Annotated in this window: 22 protein-coding genes; 19 read left to right on the forward strand and 3 right to left on the reverse strand. The window is 71.2% G+C overall.

The window, feature by feature from the left end; all coding sequences use genetic code 11:
• Nucleotides 1-30 precede the first annotated feature (30 nt).
• The 12 genes from moxG (at nt 31) to MFF40_RS18020 (ending at nt 9,517) form a co-directional block, all read left to right on the forward strand.
• On the forward strand, nt 31-624 hold the full coding sequence (gene moxG, locus MFF40_RS17965) for a cytochrome c(L), periplasmic (protein ID WP_378995958.1): 594 nt from the start codon (nt 31-33) through the stop codon (nt 622-624).
• Nucleotides 625-710: 86 nt separating this feature from the next.
• On the forward strand, nt 711-1,007 hold the full coding sequence (locus tag MFF40_RS17970) for a methanol dehydrogenase [cytochrome c] subunit (protein ID WP_187278110.1): 297 nt from the start codon (nt 711-713) through the stop codon (nt 1,005-1,007).
• Between the two features lie 190 nt (nt 1,008-1,197).
• Entirely contained in the window at nt 1,198-2,229 is a 1,032-nt protein-coding gene (locus MFF40_RS17975; protein ID WP_238261622.1) for an AAA family ATPase, read from the forward strand.
• On the forward strand, nt 2,226-3,083 hold the full coding sequence (locus MFF40_RS17980; protein WP_147897878.1) for a DUF58 domain-containing protein: 858 nt from the start codon (nt 2,226-2,228) through the stop codon (nt 3,081-3,083). Before MFF40_RS17975 ends, MFF40_RS17980 begins: the two co-directional genes overlap by 4 nt.
• 148 nt (nt 3,084-3,231) lie before the next feature.
• Nucleotides 3,232-4,143: a nonribosomal peptide synthetase MxaA gene (locus MFF40_RS17985; RefSeq protein ID WP_238261624.1), complete on the forward strand. Its 912-nt coding sequence runs from the start codon at nt 3,232-3,234 to the stop codon at nt 4,141-4,143.
• 4 nt (nt 4,144-4,147) lie between these two features.
• Nucleotides 4,148-5,203 (forward strand): vWA domain-containing protein, encoded by a 1,056-nt coding sequence (locus MFF40_RS17990; RefSeq protein WP_147897879.1) that lies wholly within the window; start codon nt 4,148-4,150, stop codon nt 5,201-5,203.
• Nucleotides 5,200-5,787, forward strand: coding sequence for an MxaK protein (locus tag MFF40_RS17995; protein WP_147897880.1), 588 nt, complete (start codon nt 5,200-5,202; stop codon nt 5,785-5,787). The genes MFF40_RS17990 and MFF40_RS17995 overlap by 4 nt, the downstream gene beginning before the upstream one ends.
• Nucleotides 5,784-6,818: a vWA domain-containing protein gene (locus MFF40_RS18000; RefSeq protein WP_147897881.1), complete on the forward strand. Its 1,035-nt coding sequence runs from the start codon at nt 5,784-5,786 to the stop codon at nt 6,816-6,818. Before MFF40_RS17995 ends, MFF40_RS18000 begins: the two co-directional genes overlap by 4 nt.
• 2 nt (nt 6,819-6,820) lie before the next feature.
• Nucleotides 6,821-7,354 carry an SRPBCC family protein gene (locus MFF40_RS18005; RefSeq protein ID WP_147857932.1) on the forward strand — a complete coding sequence of 178 codons (534 nt, stop codon included), beginning with the start codon at nt 6,821-6,823 and terminating at the stop codon, nt 7,352-7,354.
• On the forward strand, nt 7,351-8,316 hold the full coding sequence (locus tag MFF40_RS18010) for a YncE family protein (protein ID WP_147897882.1): 966 nt from the start codon (nt 7,351-7,353) through the stop codon (nt 8,314-8,316). Before MFF40_RS18005 ends, MFF40_RS18010 begins: the two co-directional genes overlap by 4 nt.
• The gene (locus tag MFF40_RS18015; protein WP_147897883.1) at nt 8,313-8,834 is read left to right on the forward strand and encodes an MxaH protein; all 522 of its coding nucleotides are present in this window, start codon (nt 8,313-8,315) and stop codon (nt 8,832-8,834) included. The genes MFF40_RS18010 and MFF40_RS18015 overlap by 4 nt, the downstream gene beginning before the upstream one ends.
• Nucleotides 8,831-9,517: a response regulator transcription factor gene (locus tag MFF40_RS18020; RefSeq protein WP_147854119.1), complete on the forward strand. Its 687-nt coding sequence runs from the start codon at nt 8,831-8,833 to the stop codon at nt 9,515-9,517. The genes MFF40_RS18015 and MFF40_RS18020 overlap by 4 nt, the downstream gene beginning before the upstream one ends.
• 161 nt (nt 9,518-9,678) lie before the next feature.
• On the opposite strand, the gene MFF40_RS18025 is transcribed toward MFF40_RS18020, so the two are convergent.
• The gene (locus tag MFF40_RS18025; RefSeq protein WP_147854118.1) at nt 9,679-9,945 is read right to left on the reverse strand and encodes a hypothetical protein; all 267 of its coding nucleotides are present in this window, start codon (nt 9,943-9,945) and stop codon (nt 9,679-9,681) included.
• 177 nt (nt 9,946-10,122) lie between these two features.
• Between MFF40_RS18025 and MFF40_RS18030 the strand changes: the two genes are divergently transcribed.
• The 5 genes from MFF40_RS18030 (at nt 10,123) to MFF40_RS18050 (ending at nt 13,293) form a co-directional block, all read left to right on the forward strand.
• Nucleotides 10,123-10,731, forward strand: coding sequence for a PAS domain-containing protein (locus MFF40_RS18030; protein WP_147854117.1), 609 nt, complete (start codon nt 10,123-10,125; stop codon nt 10,729-10,731).
• Between the two features lie 97 nt (nt 10,732-10,828).
• Entirely contained in the window at nt 10,829-11,053 is a 225-nt protein-coding gene (locus MFF40_RS18035; RefSeq protein WP_147854116.1) for a hypothetical protein, read from the forward strand.
• Nucleotides 11,054-11,266: 213 nt separating this feature from the next.
• A complete protein-coding gene (locus MFF40_RS18040) occupies nt 11,267-11,650 on the forward strand; it encodes a hypothetical protein (RefSeq protein ID WP_147854115.1) in 384 nt (127 codons plus the stop codon).
• Between the two features lie 38 nt (nt 11,651-11,688).
• Nucleotides 11,689-12,336: a hypothetical protein gene (locus MFF40_RS18045; RefSeq protein ID WP_147854114.1), complete on the forward strand. Its 648-nt coding sequence runs from the start codon at nt 11,689-11,691 to the stop codon at nt 12,334-12,336.
• A 498-nt stretch (nt 12,337-12,834) separates the two neighbouring features.
• Nucleotides 12,835-13,293, forward strand: coding sequence for a Ros/MucR family transcriptional regulator (locus MFF40_RS18050; RefSeq protein ID WP_147897885.1), 459 nt, complete (start codon nt 12,835-12,837; stop codon nt 13,291-13,293).
• Nucleotides 13,294-13,334: 41 nt separating this feature from the next.
• On the opposite strand, the gene MFF40_RS18055 is transcribed toward MFF40_RS18050, so the two are convergent.
• Nucleotides 13,335-13,832, reverse strand: coding sequence for a hypothetical protein (locus MFF40_RS18055; protein ID WP_147854112.1), 498 nt, complete (start codon nt 13,830-13,832; stop codon nt 13,335-13,337).
• 223 nt (nt 13,833-14,055) lie between these two features.
• On the opposite strand from MFF40_RS18055, the gene MFF40_RS18060 reads away from it, so the two are divergent.
• Nucleotides 14,056-14,301 carry a DUF6894 family protein gene (locus tag MFF40_RS18060; RefSeq protein ID WP_147854111.1) on the forward strand — a complete coding sequence of 82 codons (246 nt, stop codon included), beginning with the start codon at nt 14,056-14,058 and terminating at the stop codon, nt 14,299-14,301.
• Between the two features lie 88 nt (nt 14,302-14,389).
• A complete protein-coding gene (locus MFF40_RS18065) occupies nt 14,390-14,668 on the forward strand; it encodes an adenylosuccinate synthase (RefSeq protein ID WP_147854110.1) in 279 nt (92 codons plus the stop codon).
• 17 nt (nt 14,669-14,685) lie between these two features.
• Here MFF40_RS18065 and MFF40_RS28875 read toward each other — a convergent pair whose 3' ends face one another.
• Complete coding sequence (locus MFF40_RS28875) at nt 14,686-14,814, reverse strand: hypothetical protein (protein WP_281406477.1); 129 nt, start codon at nt 14,812-14,814, stop codon at nt 14,686-14,688.
• Nucleotides 14,815-14,880 lie beyond the last annotated feature (66 nt).

Raw genomic sequence — 14,880 nt, forward strand, 5'->3', positions numbered from 1 at the left:
GCGATCCAGTCCCCGTGAAGCGAATGTGAGATGACGAAGACTGCACGTATCCGGTTGATGATCCTGGCCGGCGCCGCCTCGGCGCTCTGCGCGGCCGCCGTGATGGCCCAGCCGCAATCGGGGCCGCAATCCGGCCTGATCTTCCGTAACACCATCACCGGGGAGCCGCTGGACCTCGCCGAGGGCAAGCCCGGCGGGCGCGATACCAAGGCGGTCCAGACCTTCTTCCAGAATGGGAAGAACCTGTACATCGACGACAAGGCGTGCCTGCGCAACGGCGAGAGTCTGTACCTGACCTCCTGCTCCGGCTGCCACGGCCATCTCGCCGAGGGCAAGGTCGGGCCCGGCCTCAACGACAATTACTGGACCTATCCCGCCAACACCGAAGATACCGGCCTGTTCGCGACGATCTGGGGCGGGGCCAACGGCATGATGGGCCCGCACAACGAAGACCTGAACCCCGACGAGGCGCTGCAGGTCATCGCCTGGATCCGGCATCTCTATACCGGCCCGGTCCAGGATGCCGCCTGGCTGACCGACGAGCAGAAGAAACACTACACGCCTTTCAAGGAAGGCGAGACTTTCGCCAAGGACGCCCCCGGCCAGTGCAAGCCGCTGGAGTGAGCGTCCGCGCGGAGCAGCGCCCGGCCGAGCCGGCGCCAAAGAACGGCCCGTCGGGCCGCCCTGGGAGCGAACGCAAGGAGTCGACGATGCGCAACAGAATCATGATCACCGCCGCGATGGTGGCCGCGGGGGCGTTCAGTGCCCTGCCGGCGCTGGCCTATGACGGGCAGACCTGCAAGGCGCCGGGCAATTGCTGGGAGCCGAAGCCCGGCTTCCCCGAGAAGGTCGCGGGATCGAAGTACGACCCGAAGCACGACCCCAAGGAAGTCGGCAAGCAGGCGGAATCCATCAAGCAGATGGAAGAGCGCAACCGCAAGCGTATCGAGAACGCCAAGAAGACCGGCAAGTTCGAGTACGACGTCAGCAAGCTCTCGGCGAACTGATCCGGGTTTCCAGAGGGCAAGCCCTTTGGCGGGGTTCGGGGGCGGAGCTCCTGAGTGAACGGGGCTTTGCCCCGCCGCAGGGCTCCGCCCTGCACCCGCAAAAGGTCCGAGACCTTTTGAAACCCCGACGTTTCGCCTTTTCCGGCCGGTCTCTCCCTGAGGCCGGCCGCCTTGTCCCGGAACCAGCGCGATGAACACGCTCCACCCCGGCGACGCGACGCTCACCGACTGGCGGGCCTCGGCCGCCCGCTTCGAGGCGGAGGTCGCCAAGGCGGTGGTCGGCCAGGCGCGGGTCATCCGCCTGGTCACCACGGCGATCTTCGCCCGCGGCCACGTCATGCTGGAGGGCGATGTCGGCGTCGGCAAGACCACCCTGCTGCGGGCGGTGGCCCGGGCCCTCGGGGGCGCCTACGAGCGCGTCGAGGGTACGGTCGACATGATGCCGACCGACCTGATCTACCACACCTACCTCGCCGAGGACGGCCGTCCGCGGGTCGAGCCGGGGCCGGTCCTGCGGCAGGCCGAAGACCTGGCGGTGTTCTTCTTCAACGAGATCAACCGGGCGCGCCCGCAGGTCCATGCGCTGCTCCTGCGCATCATGGCGGAGCGCAGCGTCTCGGCCTTCGCCCGGGAGTACCGGTTCCCCAATCTCCAGGTCTTCGCCGACCGCAACCGGGTCGAGCGCGAGGAGACCTTCGAGTTGCCCGCCGCCGCCCGCGACCGCTTCCTGATGGAGATCGGGATGGACGCGCCCCGCGACCCGGAGGCAAGGCGCGCGCTGGTGTTCGATCCGCGCTTCCACGACACCGACCGACTGATCGGCGCGGTGGCCGAGGGCGTGCTCGACCAGGCTCGCCTCGGCGCCATCGCCAGCGCGATCCAGGTGGCGATCCAGGCCTCCCCGGAGATCGAGACCTACGTGGTCGGGCTCTGGGACGCGCTCGTGCGCCCGGCCGAAGCCGGGATCCGGCTGTCCGGGATCGACATGACGCGCCTGGTCCAGGGCGGCGCCTCGCCGCGCGGGCTCGCCTTCCTGGTCCGGGCGGCCCGGGTGCGGGCCTGGCTCGAGGGGCGGGACTGGCTGGTGCCGGAGGATGTCCGGGCGGTCTTCCCCGAGGTGATGGCGCACCGCATCTTCCTGGAGCCGGTCCACGAGATGCGCCGTGCCGAGATCGTCCCGGACCTGTGCCGGGCGGTGTTCGAGACGGTGCCGGCACCATGACCGGGGCGCCTTCGGCCGACATCGTCTACCTGCCGCGCTGGCGTCCGCGGGGGCGTCGCTTCGGGGCGCATCGGGGCCAGGAGGCCGGCGGACTGGGCACCTTCCGGGACCAGGTTCCGTTCCTCACCCTGCCGGATGCCCGCCGGATCGACCTGCGTGCGAGCCTGCGCGACCCGTTCGAGGGCGTGCATGTCCGGCGCTTCGAGATGCGCAACGCCGTCGAGGTCTGGGCACTGGTCGACCTCTCGGCCTCGATGCGCTTCCAGGGCGCCGGCGACCGCCTCCGTCTCGCGGGGGACCTCTGCGCCGGGCTCGCCGCCTCGGCGACCCGGATCGGCGACGGGTTCGGGGTGATCGGCTGCGACCGCACAATCCGGGCGGACCTCTACCTGCCGGCGACCCGTCGGCGCGGACCGGCCCTCGACATGGCCGGCCGGATCGCGGCGGCACGCTGCGACGCGGCCGACGCGGAGGGCTTGCTGGAGGCCGCGCGCCTTCTGTTCGGCCGGCCGCGGCTGGTCTTCCTGGTCTCCGATTTCCGCTGGCCGCAGGCCCTGATCGAGCGGGTCTTCGCGGCGCTCGCGCTCCACGACACGGTCCCGGTGCTGCTCGCCGACAGCGCCGAGGATGTGGGCTTGCCGGATTGGGGGCTCGCCGAACTCGACGACCTCGAAGGCGCCGGCCGCCGCCTCGTATTCCTGCGCCCGGCCCTGAAGCGACGCTGGATCGCCCGCGAGCAGGACCGGCGCGAGGCCCTGCACAGAACCGCCGCGGCGTCCTCGGCGCGGGCGCCGTTCCACCTGGTCGACCGCTTCGACGCGCAGGCGCTGACCCGCCATCTGCTGGTCACCTGAGATGGTTGGCGTTTCCAGCGAAGGTGGTGGTTTCAAAAGGTCCGAGACCTTTTGCGGGTGCAGGGCGGAGCCCTGCGATCGGGCGAAGCCCAAGGCATCAGGGCTCCGCCCCGATACCCCGCCGAAGGGCTTCGCCCTTCGGAAACCCATGATTGCGGCCTGCTGCGCATTGCTGCTTCTGCTCCAGGCCGGCGCCGCCGTGGCGCAGGTGCGCTCCGTCGAGGTGCGGGTGCCGCGCGCCTTCGGGTATTTCGTGGGCGACCTCGTCCGGGCCCAGGCCGACATCGCGGTGGATCCCGGCTTCACGCTGCAGCGCGCCTCCCTGCCGGCGCCGGGACCCCTGACCTACTGGCTGGACCTGCGCGACATCACCGTCGAGGAGAGCCCCGGCCGGGTCCGGCTGCATCTCACCTACCAGACCTTCTATGCCGCGCTGGATGCCCGCCAGGTCGCGATCCCGGGTTTTTCCGTCTCCCTGGAGAGCGCGGCCGCGGGCGGCACGACCTCGGCCAAGGCCGAGATCCCCGGCTGGTCGCTCGGGGTCTCGCCCCTGCGGGAGGTCCAGCCGGAGAAGCACGACGACCCGGCCGAGTATCTGCGGCCGGACGGGCGCGTCCCCCGGCTCGATCCGCTTCCGGACCTGTGGGCCGCCCTCGCGGCCCTCGGGGCAGCCGTGCTGGCGCTCGCCGCGCTCGGGTACGATCGGGGCTGGTTCGCCCGGCCTGGGCGCCCCTTCGCCCGGGCCGCCCGCGCCCTGCGGCGCCTCGCCAGAACTGCCAACACCGCCGATGACCGGGACGGTGGTTATCGCGAGGCCCTGCGCCTGGTCCATCGCGGCCTCGACGAGACCGACGGGCGCCGTGTGCTGGCCGACGATCTCCCGGCCTTCCTCGACCGGCATCCGGCCTTCCGCCGGGAGGAGCCCGCGCTGGCCCGCTTCTTCGACGCCTCCCGCCGGGCCTTCTTCGGCCGCGAACTCGAGGCGGCCCGGGCGCACCTGCCCTGGGCCGAGGTCGAGGCCGGCCTGCGCCGGCTCGCCGCCGCCGAGCGGGAGGCCTGAGGCGATGCCGTTCGGATCGCTTCCGCTCGGGGCCGCGTCGCCCGCCTGGCTGTGGCTGCTGCCGCTCGCGCTCGTGCCGCTCCTCGCCGCGGGGAGCCGGCGGGTTCCCGTTCCCGCGCTCGCGGCGGCGCCCGCCGATGCGCCGTCCCGCTGGATCGCCCGGCTGCTGCGGGGCGCCGGCATGCTCGCCATCGCGAGCCTGATCGTGGCGCTCGCGGGCCCCTACGGTGCCGGCGCGCCGGTGACCCGCATCGGCATCGGCGCCCAGATCTCGATGCTGATCGACCGCTCCGGCAGCATGAACGAGACCTTCGCGGGGCGGCAGCCCTCGGGCGCGGAGGAATCGAAGGCCGCCGCGTCCCGGCGCCTGCTGGCGGATTTCGTCGGCGCCCGGGCGCACGACCTGTTCGCCGTCACGGCTTTCTCGACCGCGCCGATGCTGGTGATGCCGATGACCGACCGGCACGCCGCCGTCCGTGCCGCCATCGCGGCGATCGACCGGCCCGGCCTCGATTACACCAACGTCGCCCGCGGCCTCGCCATGGCGCTGTCGCAATTCGCTCCGGAGAGCAGCGGCTCCCGCGTCCTGCTGTTCATCTCCGACGGCGCCGCGGTCATCGATCCGCGGGTGCAGGACGCCCTGCGGGCCGCGTTCACCAAGCTGCACCCGAACCTGTACTGGCTGTTCCTGCGCACCAAGGGATCTCCGTCGATCAACGACCGGCCCGCCGGGGAGGACACCCCCCAGGCCGCCCCGGAGCGCCATCTCGACCTGTTCTTCAGGAGCCTCGGTGTGCCCTACCGGGCCTTCGAGGCCGAGGGCGCCCCGGCGGTCGCCGCCGCCATCGCGCAGATCGCCGCCCTGGAACGGAACCCGATCCCCTATATCGAGCCCCGGCCCCGCCGTGACCTGACAGGGATCGCCTACGGGTTCGCGGGGCTTGGGCTCATTTTGCTCGTCCTGGCGGCCCTGGCCGAGGCGGATTTTTCGGCTGCGAGCGCTCGGTCTCGCGTGTCACGGGAGCAGGCGCCCGCACCGGATCTCAGGAGGGCGGCGTGACGCGCCCGACCGTGAATCTGCACCGCCTCTGGGGCCGGATCCGGCCGCGGCTCCTCCTGACCCTGCCGGCGCTGCTCGGCCTCGCGGCGCTGGGCTTCGGCGTGTCCGCCTGGCGGGCGGATGCCGCCAACCGGAGCATCGCCGCCCTCGACGCCGGCACGGATCTCGACCCCGGGACCGGGGCGCCGGCGCCGGTCCTGGTGGCGCGGGTCGGGTATCTCGCGGGGCACGGGCGCCTGGTGGAAACCGAGCCGCTGGTCGCCGCCCTCGACCGGGCGGGGGCCGCCGACGCCGCGTCCCGCGCGCGCTACCGGGTCGCCAACGCCAGGATGCGCGAGGCCTTCGGGCTCCTGACCCGCGGCGCCATCGACAAGGCCGGCCCGCAGGTGACCCTGGCCCGCCAGGAGTACCGGCGGGCGCTGCGCGACCGGCCGGATTTCTGGGACGCGAAGTTCAACCTCGACGTCGCCTCGCGGCTGATCCGCGATTTTCCGGAGTTCGACCGCGCCGGCGGCGACGAGCTGCGCGCCGAGCCAAAGCAGATCTGGACCGATATCCCCGGGCAGCCGAGGGGCGGACCATGAGCCGGCAAACAGTTCTCAAAAATCTGCCGCTCGCCCGCAACCTGGGCGGCCGCCGCTTCCAGGCGCTGGCCCTCGCGCTCGTGCTGGTGATCGCCGCCCTCGTAGTACCGGCGCTCCCGGTGACCCGCGCGGGCGTCGCGGTGCTGGCCGTGATGGACATCACCGGCTCGATGAACGTGCGCGACTACGCGCGCGACGGCCGCCCGGAGAGCCGTCTGGAGACCGCCAAGGCGGCCCTGCGCCGGATGGTGGCGGACCTGCCCTGCGGCTCGCGGGTGGCGCTGGCGCTGTTCACAGAGCGGCGGCCGTTCCTGCTGTTCACCCCCGTGGAGGTCTGCGCCGACTTCGCGCCGCTGGACGGCGCGCTGGCGGCGATCGACTGGCGGATGGCCTGGGAGGGTGACAGCCGCGTCGCCGCCGGGCTGTATCGGGCGGTCGAGATGGCCGCCGGCCTCGGCACGGATCTCCTGTTCGTCACCGACGGCCAGGAGACGCCGCCGCTCCCCGGCGGCCGCATCCCGCCCTTCGAGGGCAAGCCCGGTGTGGTGCGGGGCCTGATCGTCGGCGCGGGTGCCTACGGCCTGTCGCCGATCCCGCGCTTCGACGAGCGCGGCCGCGAGCGCGGCTTCTACGCCGAGACCGACGTGCAGCAGGAGAACCGGTTCGGCCCCCCGCCGGCCGATGCCGAGTCCCGTGCCGGCTACAATCCGCGCAACGCCCCGTTCGGGGCCGCCGCCGCCGTGGGCAGCGAGCACCTGTCCTCCGTGCGCGAGGACCACCTGAAGCAACTCGCCGCGAGCACGGGCCTGGCCTACGCGCATCTCGACGGGGCCGGCGGGCTCGACCGCCCCCTGATCGCGGCCGGGACGCCGCGCCCGCTGCCGGGCCGCATCGATCCGCGCCCCGTCCTCGGCGGCTTGGCGCTCGCCCTCGTGCTCGGCACTCTGCTCGCGGCACCGCTGCGCAGCCTTCTGCGCCGCGCCGCCGCGTCCCTCTCCACCACCAACCTCACGCGTTTCCGGAAAGCCTGACCATGCGTCGCGTCCTCGCCACCCTCGCCATCCTGTTCGCTGCCGGCACGGCCTCGGCTCACGGCCCGACACCCCAGAAGGTCGATCAGACCATCACGATCCGGGCGGATCCGGACGCGGTCTGGAAGGTGGTTGGGCCGTTCGGCGGCATCGGCGCCTGGCATCCGGACGTGGCCAAGGTCGAGGCCACCGGGGGCGACGGTTCGGGCGCCATCCGCAAGGTCACGCTGAAGCGCGGCGGCACCCTGGTCGAGGGCCTCGACGAGTGGAAGGGAGCCGAGCGCACCTATTCCTACCGCATGTCCGATCCCGATCTCGACGCGCTGCCGGTCTCGTCCTACTCGGCGACCGTCACGGTGACGCCGGAGGGCGATGGCGCCAAGGTCGAGTGGATGGGCCGGTTCTACCGGGGCGATACCGGCAACGAGCCGCCCGAGAATCTGAGCGATGCCGCCGGCAAGGAGGCGATGAACCGCTACTTTGCCGAGGGGCTCAAGGGCCTGAAGGCGAAGCTGGAGAGCGGGCCGCAGCGATGAGGCCGGTGCGGCGCCTGATCCTGCTCGCGGGCCTGTCCCTCGCCGCCGGGCCGGCGGCGGCGGACTCGGTCTGGGTCGCGAGCCAGCAGGGCGCCCGCGTCACCCGGGTCGCGGGTCCGGACGGTGCACAACAGGTCGCCCCGGTGGCAATCGCGGTGGCGCCGTCGCCCGCCGTGGTCGCGGCCGGTCCCGGAGGGCAGCTCTATCTCAGCCATCCTGACGGCAAGGCTGTCACGGTGATCGCTCCGGATGGGGCGATGCGGCAATGGCCGGTCTCCGGCCAGGCCTTCGGACTCGCGGCGGACCCGGACGGGCGCGGCCTCTATGTCGGCGACTGGTCCGGCAACCGGGTGCTGCGTATCTCCACGCAGACCGGCGCGGTCGAGGCGGAGGTGGCGGTCGGGCGCGATCCGGCCGGGCTCACCGTCGGTGGCGCAGGTCGGCTCTACGTGGCCGAGCGCGAGGGCCGGAGCGTCGGCGTGGTCGAGACCGCCGGGATGACCCGGATCGCCGGCATCCCGGTGGGCGATGGGCCCTTCGCCCTGGCCTACGACCCGGTCCGCGACCGGCTCTACGTGGCCAACGTGCGCAGCAACGACCTCAGCGTCGTCGACGCCGCAACGCTCAGGCCCGTCGCCACGATACCGGTCGGGGCGAGCCCCTACGGCGTCGCCGTCAGCCCGGACGGGCGCCGGGTGGTCGTCACCAACCAGCATGCCGGCACCGTCTCGGTCGTCGATGCCGACGCGCTGACGGCGGTCGCCACGATTCCGGTGGGCCGCTATCCCGAAGGTGTGGCGATCCTCGGTGGACGCGCCTACGTGGCGAACTGGTTCTCCGACGACGTCTCCGTGGTCGACCTCGCGGCGCTGAAGCAGACCGGCCGGATCCCGGTGGCCGAGGGCCCGCGCACCGTGGTGGCGCAGCGTCAGGGGCCTGTCGCCGCGGAGGCCGGCCGGTGAGGCGGGACCTCGCCAGCCTGGTGGCCGCCGGACTCGTGCTCGCCGCCTGCGACCGGGCCCAGGAATCGGGATCGGAGGAGGGGCAGGCCGTGGTGGCGCGGACCGCGGAGAGCGAGTTGCCGGCCTGGTTGTCCCCCACGGACGGGACGGACCCGGCGCGCTGGCTCGCCGGCCGGGAGGCCGGACACCCGGTGCCGGCCGGGTCCGAGCCCGTCCGGGCACTTCAGGATGCCCTGGCCGAGGCCCGGACCAGTTTCATCGAGGACCCGCGCATGATCGCCAACCGCACGGCCCAGCTCGGGCAGATGCTGGCCGAAATCGGCAAGACCGAGCGATACGCGCTGCTGCTGACCGGCTTCAGCGCGGTCGTGGCCCGCCGCGGTCGCCATAAGAGTCTCTACGGAGAGATGTGCCAGCACTACTTCAACACCCGTACCAGGGGCGTCGACCACGCCGCCGCCCTGGCGCTGCTCGCCGACCGGTTCGCGCCGGGCCTCAAGTCCGGGGCGGCGCCATGAGTGCCGCGCCGGGACTCGCTCAGCACGCGGCGAGGCCCACCGCCCGGCCGCGCGATCTCCTGATCGTCGACGACCACCCGATCGTCCTCCAGGGCTTCCGGCTCCTGGCCGAGGAGGCCGGGATCGCACGCGTTCACGAGGCCCGGGACATCGTCGCCGCCTACCGCACGTTCCACCGCCACCGGCCGGCCGTGGTGGTGACCGACCTGAGCTTCCGGGACGACGGCCTGTCCGGCCTGTCGCTGATCCGCCGGATCCGCGCGCTGGAGCCGGGCGCGCGCATCCTCGCGCTCAGCATGCACCGGGACCCGGTCATCGTGGCGCGGGTCCTGGAATGCGGGGCGCTGGGATTCGTCCTGAAGGATGCGCCGGCCGCGTCCTTCCTCGATGCGCTGGAGGCGGTCGCCAACGGCCGCTCCTACCTGCCCCACGACATCGCCATCGAGATCGCGATGCTGAATGCGGGTGCGCGCGACCTGCCCCTGGCGAACCTGACCAGCCGGGAGATGCAGATCCTGGTGCTGATCGGGAAGGGTAAGTCGTACGACGAGATCGCCGAGATCCTGACGCTCAACTACCGCAGCGTCGTGAACGCCACCGCGGCGCTGCGGTGCAAGCTTGGCGTCGGCAGCACGGCCGAGCTCATGCGGATCGCCGCGTCGCAGGCCCGGTCTCTGCCCTGAGGGCACCGGGCCGCACCGGCCGAGACACCAGCCCCGTCTTGGTCCATCGAGATCGTCCGGCGCGACATGATGGGTCCGCGCGCCTGCGCCGTCCGGGCCTGATCCGAACGGCGCGCGCGGGTCGAACCGAGCGCGCCGCCGATCGTTGCGGGCAGCGCGCCTCACGGGGAGGCGGAATCCACCAAAGCCCGTACGCGGGCGACGACGTATCGGCGCGCCTCGGGGCTGGCCCGCAGCAGGTAGCACCGGACGAGATCGAGGAGGGCCGCGGCGGCCGGATCCTCGTGCGCCCCCGGCGTCTCGGCGTCCGGCGCCGATGCGAAGAAGCTGGAGACCGGCACGCCTAGCACCCGCGCGATGTCGCCGAGGGAGCTTCCGTGCGGTGCGATGCGGTTCGGCGTGCCGGACGGCTTGGAATCGTCACACATGAGCGGTCCGGCCCGGTTCGGGCTCTGTCGAGTGGGCGGAGCGACGGCTCCTGCGGTTCAACCAGCCTGCGACGCGAACGCCTCCCGAGCCGATCATGAAATTTTCGACAGGTTCTCGGATGAAATGGTACTCTCTCGCACCAGATCCTCCGGGTGCGGCGAAGCGGGATCAAGACGATGGGACAGCGCTCGAAGACGCCGGTCAATGCGATCGACGGCTTCAGTGAACCGCTCGACCGGCTCCGCGCCGCCCTCGAGGCGTCGTGCGTGGTTGGTGTCTGGGACTGGGACATCGTCCGTGGAACGGTGGTGTATGATGCCGGCGCCGCGCGGCTTCTGGCCGGCGACCCCGCCTTGGCGGAGAAGGAACTCGACGGCCTCACCAGCATGGCCGCGGTGCACCCCGCCGACCACGCCTGGCTGCTCGATCACGTCCAGTCCGCGTCGAAGACGGGCGGCCTGGTGGTCGCGGAGTACCGGGTCGTCGCCCAGGACGGCACGGTGCGCTGGCTGCTCAGCCGGGGCCGGACGTTCAAGGACGCGAACGGGCGGGCGGTCCGCTCCCGGGGCATCATCATCGACATCACCGAGATGCATCAGGGCAGCGAGCGCTACGTCTTCAGCAACCTGTCGGCCCCGGTCGATTCGCTGGAGCGGGCGGCCGACCTGGCCATCGAGCTCAAGCGCACCCTCGAATCCGACACCCCGCCCGAGATCCGGGCCGCCACGGACGTGCTGCTGATGAGCCTCGGCCGCGCGATCGCGCGAACCAGCGGGAACCGCTGAACCGCGCCGGTACTGGGCAGCATGATCGTGCGCGCGGGTACGGGAACATGCGCCGGCCCTTCGGTCTTGGCCCTTCAGAATCACTCGGGAGGACCGCATGGGACAGGATGTCGAGGCGGCGCGTGAAGCGCTGGGAACGGTACCGCCGGCACGGACGGCGGACACGGGCAAGGCATCCGACCCGGCTGCCGGCGGGAGCGGTCCGCACGCGCCGGGGCATCCCGAGTCATCCGAAGGGGCGGCGCCCGAGAGCGGCGGCTACGACACGCGGCCGCCCGTGCCCCAGCCGGACAACCGCAAGGGCGGCTTCGGCGCCGGTTGATGGAAGTGCCATCCGGTGGCGATCCCGCTGGTCGCCGCCGGGCAGATGTTCCGTAAGCTGTGCTTTTATTTAATGGATATTGAGGGTCGATTTTCGGGAACAAAATGTGCGTAAGGTTTGAAAAGTAAAGCTTGGTCGGTAGATCCTCGAATAATGGAACGCATTGCCTGCCGGGGGGATTGAAGGGGTCCGGAATGATCGACGGAGCCTATCATGCGTACCCCCCTCGCCGCCCTTCTTGTCGCCACGCTGTTCGGATCGAGCGCCCTCGCGCAGACTACCGTGACCGGCACCCCGGCCGCCCCCGATGCGAAGACCAGCCAGCAATCCGGCGGCCAGGAGAGCGTCACCCGGCCCAACACCGACAAGATGACCCCCAATGGCGGGACTGCTGCCGCCCACGGCACCGTCCAGCTCGAGAAGGGCGCCAACAGCTTCACCGAGGGTGAGGCGCGCTCGCGGCTCGAGAAGTCCGGCTTCAAGGACGCCAAGAACCTCATGAAGGACGGCGACGGCATCTGGCGCGGCACCGCCATGCATGACGGCAAGCAGGTCAACGTGGGCCTCGATTTCAAGGGCAACGTGTCGGCGCAGTGATGTCCTGACCCTCGCGACCCTCACGAAGGAGATTTTCCATGGCTCAGCAAACCATTACAGCGCTCTACGATCGCTACGAGGATGCCACCGCGGCAGTCGGCAAGCTCGAGGCCGGCGGCATCCCGCACGGTGACATCAGCATCGTCAGCAACAACGAGGGCGACCGCCATGCCGGCCGCACCGCAACCGACGGGACTCACGTCAGCGCCGACACCAAGGAGAAGGCCAAGGACGGAACCGGAACCGGGGCGACGCTCGGGACCGTGGTCGGCGGCGCAGCCGGCCTCCTGGCAGGCCTCGGTCTGATCGCGATCCCGGGTGTCGGGCCGGTCGTGGCCGCGGGTTGGCTGGTCGCCACCCTGACGGGCGCGGGCGTCGGTGCCGCCGCCGGTGGTCTGGCCGGCGGCCTGACCGGTGCGGGCGTCAGCGAGTCGGATGCCCACGCTTACGGCGAGGGCGTGCGCCGGGGCGGGACGCTCGTCACCGTTCGCGTCGACGAAGCCCGCTCCACGATGGTGCCGATGGTGATGGACGTCCTGGAGCAGCACGGCTCGGTTGATCTCGACCAGAAGGCCAGCGCCTGGCGTGCCGACGGCTGGGAAGCGCCCGCCGCAGGGACTGCCGCCACGGGCGTGACCGACGGTCGGAACCGGGTCCGGTCCTACCCGGGCACGACGAGCCTCTGAGCGGTCGGCAAGCCCGACCCTTAGATCGATGATGCATGGAGGCGGCTGGGACTCACGTCCCGGCCGCTTTTCGTTCGGACCAAGACGGCCGGGCGGTGTCGCCGATTGTCTCGACGCGCACAGCTCCTTGCAAACGGGCGCTCCCACCGGGTCCATGACGGGACACAGGTTGCCTCAAGGATCGGCTCGCACCCTGGAACGCCGGGATGGGACCGTATGAGGCCCTTGCGACACTCGAGCCCTCGCGGGGTGGAGGAAGGCGCGCCATGTCTGGCTATGACATCCGGGTACGCCGACGCTGAATCCAGGCCTGGTCGGGGCCTCGGCCGCCTCGCCTGAGGGCCGCTGCAACGCCTGTCATTGCCTAAATATCCCAGGCCGGGGTGACCGATAAGCGGGCGGTGCCAGCAGAATAGCGTTGAAAGCCGGATTTCCTGTGTTGAATCCCAAGACGGCCCGAAACAACAAGGTGGTGACGCAGGTTCAGAGGGGCTGAATATGAACGAGACATCCTATGGGAAATCGTCCAACTTCACCGAGTTGGCCGTTGGTCTTGTCGCGGCCTATGTCGCGAACAACCCCGTCCCGGCCAGCGAGGTGCCGGCCTTGATCGCCCGGGTGTATGGCGCGATCGCCGCCCTGGCCTCCGGCGCCGTGCCGACCGAGGGCAGCACCGCTGCGCCGGCCGCCGTCGACAAGCCGAGCGCGGCCCAGATCCGCAAGTCGGTCCAGCATGACGGGATCGTCAGCTTCATCGACGGCAAGACCTACAAGACGCTGAAGCGCCACCTGTCCGCCAACGGCCTGAGCCCGCAGAGCTACCGCGAGCGCTATGGCCTGCCCACCGACTACCCGATGGTCGCCCCGAGCTACGCCGAGCAGCGCTCCGCCCTCGCCAAGGCGATCGGTCTGGGCCAGCCCGGCTCGATGGCCAAGCGCAACGGCAAGGCCGCCTGATCGCGACCGGGTGTGTCCTCGGGCGGCGCGCGTCCCGGCGGTCAGGACGCCCGTTTGCGCATGAAGATCAGGACGTTCAGGCATTCCGGCGGGTCGGCGGCGATGCCGAAGGTCAGTTCCCCGCCCCCGGAATCGATCGACAGGGAGGTTCGCTCGCCGTACGAGCCGCGCGGCGTGGCGGTGATCCGGGCGTCCGGGAAAGACGCCCGGATCGCGTCGAGGGTGAGGCAGGCGGCGGGTTCGAGGTCGAGGGCCAGGAGTGGGCCGGCCGCCGGGTCCGCCTCGGCCGTCGGCTCCCGGTAATCGACGTCGCGAACCGGGATCCCATCGAGCCGGAAGCCCGGTCCCGACCAGAACCGGAAGGCTCCCTCGCTCTCGAGCTTGAGCGTGATGCCGAGCGCGGCCTCGACGGCCGCGCGATGACCGATGGATTGCACGGTCAGGCGCGCCGCGACCGTGCGGATCGCCGTCAGGTATCCCGCCTCGGCGTCTCGCAGGGGCGCGCCCCCGGCCACCAGGGATGCCGCCAGCGCCCCCACGATACAGCGCCATCGCCTCGGTCTGATGGTTCGCGTCCGGTCGCCCATCATCGTCCGGCCGAGACGAATGCCCACAGGCAATTCGCACGTCCGCGGGTGCATCACGACCCCAATGCAACTAGAACATATAGCGAACATTGGGCGATCGCGTGGACGTTCGGCTGCGCCGGTGCCGCGGCTTCGAACTCTTCAGGAGGACTGTCTATTGATCGAGGACAGGCCGATGCCGACGCGGCTGTATCGTTTCCACTGTACGGACGGGCATGAGCTGGTGATCGACCTGAAGGGCCGGCGCCTGCCGACGGCGGCTCAGATGCGCGTCCATGCCGAGCGGGTCGCGCTCGGGCTGATGGAGCGGATCGAGCGGTTCGACTGGTCGGCCTGGCAGGTCGAGGTCTACGACGCCAAAGGGCGGCGCGTCTGGATCCGGGCGTTCGTGGACGTGAACGTGGACGTGCAGGCCGCGTGAGGCGCGGCGGCTTAGCGCATCGGCTTATCCGGAAAGCCGGCGGCTACCGGTCGGGACGATGCGCGTACGAAAACAGGGAGACGGTCATATGGCGTTCAAGCCGAAATCTGCCGCGGAGACCAAAGCGAAGGATCTAGCCCTCGCGCTCGCGCGGATTGCCGAGGGCGACGGCACGCCGGCGCATATCGGGGTCGATCAGCTGCGCCGGGCGAGCCCGCGCCTGACCCCGTTGGCGATCGGCCAGATGGTCCGCAAGGAACGCGCGATCGTCGAGGCGACGCTCGCCGAGCGCGGCCTGGCCCTGGTCGACTATGCCGATCAGGGGCCAGGTCGCGGGATGGAATTCGTCATCGACGCGGCGGGATGATCCGGTCGGGCAGCCGATCAGGCGACCGCCGGACGACCCCGCAGCAGACGACCGGCCAGGCGGAACGGCAGGAGCGGCAGCTTGAACAGCGCCGTGACTGCCAGGACCGCGACAACGGTGAGGATCGCCAGGAAAGAATTGAGCAAGCGGTGCGCGCTCCCATGAAGGGCTGCCCTCGCGGGCTGATGACGACAGGTGGCGCCCGGAACGCG

This window comes from Methylobacterium mesophilicum (genome assembly GCF_022179445.1).
Taxonomy (GTDB): domain Bacteria; phylum Pseudomonadota; class Alphaproteobacteria; order Rhizobiales; family Beijerinckiaceae; genus Methylobacterium; species Methylobacterium mesophilicum.